Annotated in this window: 4 protein-coding genes and 1 pseudogene; 2 read left to right on the forward strand and 3 right to left on the reverse strand. The window is 64.0% G+C overall.

All coding sequences use genetic code 11. The features are described 5' to 3' along the window. Positions 1-38 precede the first annotated feature (38 nt). Positions 39-731, reverse strand: coding sequence for a lytic transglycosylase domain-containing protein (locus L979_RS13050; RefSeq protein ID WP_231559545.1), 693 nt, complete (start codon positions 729-731; stop codon positions 39-41). Positions 732-802: 71 nt separating this feature from the next. Then, entirely contained in the window at positions 803-2,740 is a 1,938-nt protein-coding gene (locus tag L979_RS13055; protein WP_081994515.1) for a BCCT family transporter, read from the reverse strand. 137 nt (positions 2,741-2,877) lie between these two features. On the opposite strand from L979_RS13055, the gene L979_RS13060 reads away from it, so the two are divergent. After that, the gene (locus L979_RS13060) at positions 2,878-4,323 is read left to right on the forward strand and encodes an NAD(P)/FAD-dependent oxidoreductase (RefSeq protein WP_047692639.1); all 1,446 of its coding nucleotides are present in this window, start codon (positions 2,878-2,880) and stop codon (positions 4,321-4,323) included. Positions 4,324-4,401: 78 nt separating this feature from the next. Next, positions 4,402-4,905, forward strand: a complete 504-nt coding sequence (locus L979_RS13065; protein ID WP_047692640.1) for a DUF456 domain-containing protein — start codon at positions 4,402-4,404, stop codon at positions 4,903-4,905. Between the two features lie 104 nt (positions 4,906-5,009). Here L979_RS13065 and L979_RS16385 read toward each other — a convergent pair. Continuing rightward, a pseudogene (locus tag L979_RS16385) lies at positions 5,010-5,223 on the reverse strand (hypothetical protein); the annotation flags it as partial.

Here is a 5,223-nt window from a genome sequence, read left to right on the forward strand (position 1 = left end):
GTGCACCCCGCCACTGGCCGTGCGTTGAGCCGTTGCGCTCAGTCCGCTGAACACACGTTGGCGTAGCGGGTGGCTGCCAGTTCATTGATCTGGGAGACGTAGTTCTCCGTCTCCTGGAAGTTGGGGATCCCGCCCTCTTCCAGGACCACGGTGGGCCCGGCGTTGTAGGAGGCCAGTACCAGGTCCAGTTCTTCTTGTTCATTGGCAGGTTCCAGCCCGGCCATCATGTTTCGAAGATCCCGCAGGTAGTAACCCTGTGCCTGGATGGAGGCCTCCGGGTCCGCAATGTCACCCTGACCGTAGATGTCCCACGTCTCCGGCATGAACTGCGCCAGACCACGGGCCCCCACGGGGCTCTCGGCATCAGGATTCCAGTTGCTCTCCGTCTGGATCTGAGCGGCCACCACGGACGGGGAGAAACCGGAGACTTCAGCGGCAGCCACGACGTCGTCGGCCCACTGTTCCGGTATCACACCGTTTCGGTCGGCGCAGGTGGGGGACATGTTCTGGGCCACCGCGCCAATGGCGCCCACCGTCAGCAGTCCCACCGCGGTGAGCGCGATCCAGTTGTCCTTGAGGGTCTGGGTGCCCAGCTGGCCCGAGGCAGCGCCCTTGGCCGCTGGCGAGCGTTTGGTGCCGCCACGACGGGCCGAGGACTTCTTGGACCCCTGGGGCCCCGCAGGCTTGCGGCCCTTGGAGTTCTGGGGTTTTTTGGCTGAGGATGCAGACATCCCGGTCAGCGTAGGCCATGAAGCTGGCCGGAACTGACCGGGATGATCTACTTTTCGCTGGGTGAACGGCCTCAGGTGGCGTCGTCGTCAAGCTTCTGCCGGTGTTCGTACGGGGCTGAACCGCGTACACCCAGGGTGCGGCTGGTGATCCGCACACCGTCCTGGTTGGCCTGGACAATCGGGATCTGGCCGGTCTTGACCGTGGCGGTCTGCAGCTCAACGGTCTCCACCTGCTCACCGTCAATGCTGGTGGTGGCGGTGGTCACCGAATCCACCAGCACCTGGCTGGCCAGCTGGTGACGCAGCACCAGAGGATCGCTGCTCACGTCCTTGTAGATGGCCACGCACAACAGCAACATCACGACGACGAACGGCACGGCGGCCACAATCGTGATGTTCTGCAACCCGCTCAAGGCCTCACTGGGGTCCGAGCCGCCGGCCAGCAGCATGGCGGCAGCAACAGCACCCGTGGCCACACCCCAGAAGATCACGGAGCCCTTGGACGGTTCCACGGATCCGTTCTCAGAAATCCCGCCCATCACGATGGAGGCGGAGTCCGCACCGGTGATGAAGAAGATCGCCACCAGCAGCACGGCCAGCACCATCAGAATGATGGTCACGATCTGCGGTACGGGAAGGGCATTCAGGAGGTCAAAGAGCACCAGGTCAAAGTTCAGATCCGGACCTTCTGCGGTCTGCTGAGCCAGCATGGCGCCGGTGTCCCCGGCCCGCTCGGCGCGTTCCTGCAAGCCGATGGCGCCGCCACCAAAAATTGCGAACCACAACAGAGACACCACGGAGGGCACAAATATCACACCGGCAATGAACTGGCGGACGGTGCGCCCGCGGGAGATTCGGGCGATGAACATGCCCACAAAAGGCGTCCAGGAGATCCACCAGGCCCAGTAGAAGATGGTCCAGGAGGACAGCCACGTGGCCACGGCTTCATCGCCAACCGCCGAGGTGCGGGAGGCCATGCCCGGCAGCTCGGAGATGAAGTTGCCGATGGCCGACGGGATGACGTTCAGGATGAACAGCGTGGGGCCACCGATGAACACGATCAGGGCCAGGAGCAGGGCCAGGACCATGTTGATGTTGGACAGCCACTGAATGCCGCGGGCCACACCAGAGACGGCGGAGGCCACAAAGCCTGCGGTGAGGATGGCGATGATGCCCACCAGGATGGGGGAGGTCATCTGCTCAAACATGCCGGTTGCCTGCAGACCGCCACCGATCTGCAACGCGCCCAGACCCAGTGAACAGGCCGAACCAAAGAGGGTGGCCGCAATGGCCAGGATGTTGATGATCCGCCCGCCAACACCGTTGACGGCTTTGTAACCGAACAGCGAGGTGAACATGGAGGAGAACAACTGTGAACGGCCCAGGCGGAACGTACCGTAGGCCATGCCCAGGCCCACCAGTGCGTACATGGCCCACGGGTACAGCGTCCAGTGGAACAAGGTGGTGCCCATGGCGGTGGCAGCAGCCTCCACGGACTGGGCATCCACCGTGCCCGGCGGGGGTGACATGTAGAACCACAGGGGCTCACCCACGCCGTAGAACATCAGGCCGATGCCCATGCCGGTGGCAAACATCATGGCGATCCAGGAACTGGTGCGGAACTCGGGCGCCTCACCGTCGCGGCCCAACGGGATCCGACCGAACCGGGAGAGCGCCACGAACACCACAAAGGCCACAAACACGGAGGCAGCCACCACAAACAGCCAACCGAAGTTCTCCATGGTCCAGGCCAGTGCCTGCGAGGAAATCTCACCAAGGCTATGGGGGCTGATGAACCCCCAGGACACAAAGGCGATGGCCAAGGCGCCGGCCACAAAAAAGACCACCTTGTCCAGACCCTGACGGGTTTCCGGCTCGGGGCGCGTCAAGGACTCTTTGAGGCGCGAGAGCAGGCGCTGCTGACGCTCCTGCGTGGTCTCCGGGGAGGCATTGAACACGGAATCCGAGTCCGATGACGGGGAGGGTGGGGCAGAGTTGGTGCTGCTCACGGGATCTCCTCACGGGGCTGGCGCTGCTGGGACAGGATGAGGTCCTTGGTGCGGAAAGTAGAACCTAGCAAAGTGTTGCATGTCACACCTCAATGCGGGAGACACAATGCAGCACAAAGGCTTGAACGAAGGTGAGTATGAACGCGCGTGCAGTGGTGGTCGGATCGGGCCCCAACGGGTTGACCGCTGCCTGCGTCCTGGCGCGGGCCGGGATGGATGTCACGGTGGCGGAAGCGCAGCCCACCGTAGGTGGTGCGGCCCGGTCCGCTGATGTGTTGGGGCCTGGCACCACCGTGGATCTGGGGGCGGCATGTCACCCGTTCGGGGCGGCCTCGCCCGCTTTTGCAGCGCTGGGACTCCAGGAGAAGGGCCTTGAATGGCTCACGCCGGAGGTTGCTGCCGCTCACCCGCTGGAGGGTCAGGCGCCGGGGCTGCTCTTGCAGGGCTTGGACAACACCACCGAGGGTCTGCGCCATGCCACCCACAACGACGCCGCAGCCTGGCGGGCCCTGCACAACGGTCCTCTGAACCATCTTCCCCAGATCTTGAGCGGCGCGTTGGGGCCGCTGTTGCAGTGGCCAGATCACCCAGCGGCCATGGCTGGATTCGGCCTGCGTGCACCCTGGCCGGCCTCCATGCTGGCACGTTTGTTCTCCACCGAGCAGGCCAAAGGGTTGCTGGCAGGATCCGCAGCCCACGCAAGTTTTCCCATGTCAGCACCTCTGACCGGTGCATTCGCCGTGCTGTTCAACCTGCTGGGCATGTCCAATGGGTGGCCGGTTGCCAAGGGCGGCACCCAGGCGATCGTGGAGGCATTGGTGGCCGATCTGACGGCGCACGGCGGACGGATTGAAACGGGGCGACTGGTCACAGATACGCGCGAACTGGGGGAACCCGAAGTCTTGATGCTGGACCTCACCCCGCGTCAGGTGTTGTGCATGCGTGGGTTGAAACTGCCCGCCCGGTACCGGAAGTCGTTGAGCCGCTGGAGTTACGGAACGGCGGTGCACAAGGTGGATCTTCTACTGGATGGCCCCGTGCCCTGGTACGACTCCCGGATAACTCAGGCCGGAACCGTTCACGTGGGTGGCACCTTGAAGGAGATCAATCAGGCAGCACGCCTGGCTGCACGGGGGACCATGCCGGAACGTCCGTTTGTAATCGCGGCGCAACCCACCGCCGTCGACCCCTCCAGGGCACCGGAAGGACGCCACATTCTGTGGGCCTACGCCCAGATACCCCACGGGTATCGCGGCCCGGAGAGCAAACCAAATCTTGCGGGGGACCGGCTGGTCCAACAGATCGAACGGTTTGCACCGGGGCTGCGGGAGCGAATCCTGCACCGCGTGGACCACAGTCCCCGGTACCTGGAAGCCATGAACCCCAACCTGGTGGGTGGGAGCATTGGCGGCGGTGCGCTGAGCGGTTTGCAGCAGGTGTTCCGGCCGGCACCTCAACTCAACCCGTACCGCACAGGAGCGCCCGGCGTGTACCTGTGCTCATCCTCCACACCACCCGGCGGGGGAGTGCACGGGATGGGTGGCTACAACGCGGCCACCACAGCACTGCGCGATCTGACGTGACGTCAGAACACGCTTTCGACCAGAACGCTGGCGATTCTGCGGCTCAAAGCGTGTTGCAAACGATGCAAAGATGAACCCATGACTGCTGAAATCATCGCCACCATGGTCACCGTCATGCTGATTGTGGTGGGCACCATCGGAATCATCGTGCCGGTCCTGCCAGGCTCCATCACCATTCTGATCGGGCTGATCATCTGGGCCGTGGTGGTGCAGGCAGTTGAAGGCTGGATCGCCCTGGCACTGGGTGGAATGTTGGTGATAGCGGGTATGTCCGCCTCATGGATCCTCACCGGCAACCGCCTCAAACAACGCCAGATCCCCAACCGATCACTGCTGTTCGGAGTGATCGGTGCGATCGTGGGTGTGTTCGTGATCCCGGTGGTGGGCTTGTTCGTGGGCTTCATCGTGGGCCTGCTGGCCTCCGAGACCTACCGCCAGAAGAACCTGCCGGCAGCACTTGAATCCTCCTGGGTGGCTGCCAAGGCCATGGGCATCGGGATCCTGGTGGAACTGACCTGCGCGCTCGCGGCAGCCTCCACCTTCGTGGTCTGCGCGGTCTCCCTGCTGGTCCGCACCGCCTGAGCCCGCCGAATCACACCCGCGAGATCATGGCGCAGGTACGTTTTCAGCCTGGAATACGTACGTGCCCCATGATTTCACCGGAGCGGTGGGCTGCCGCCGGAACCTCAGAGCCAGGGCAGTGGGACGGCGACGGCGGTCCCACCTTCCGGGACGCCCTCAGCCGGAATGACCAACAGCACGTTGGCCTGGGAGAAACCGCGCATCATGTTGGCTCCCGCATAAGCCAACGGGGCCGCCGAAGGCGCTGAGGAACGCGCCCACGGGTGTGCATCCGAGACCAGCGTGGCAGCGGAGGTGGCAGCCAGCCCCGGCAACAGG

It is taken from the genome of Kocuria sp. ZOR0020, assembly GCF_000800955.1.
GTDB lineage: Bacteria > Actinomycetota > Actinomycetes > Actinomycetales > Micrococcaceae > Kocuria > Kocuria subflava.

What these genes read in the sequence shown, in the direction of transcription:
- L979_RS13050 (WP_231559545.1), bottom strand. Translation starts at nt 731, where the DNA reads ATGTCTGCATCCTCAGCCAAAAAACCCCAGAACTCCAAGGGCCGCAAG.
- L979_RS13060 (WP_047692639.1), top strand. Translation starts at nt 2,878, where the DNA reads ATGAACGCGCGTGCAGTGGTGGTCGGATCGGGCCCCAACGGGTTGACC.
- L979_RS13065 (WP_047692640.1), top strand. Translation starts at nt 4,402, where the DNA reads ATGACTGCTGAAATCATCGCCACCATGGTCACCGTCATGCTGATTGTG.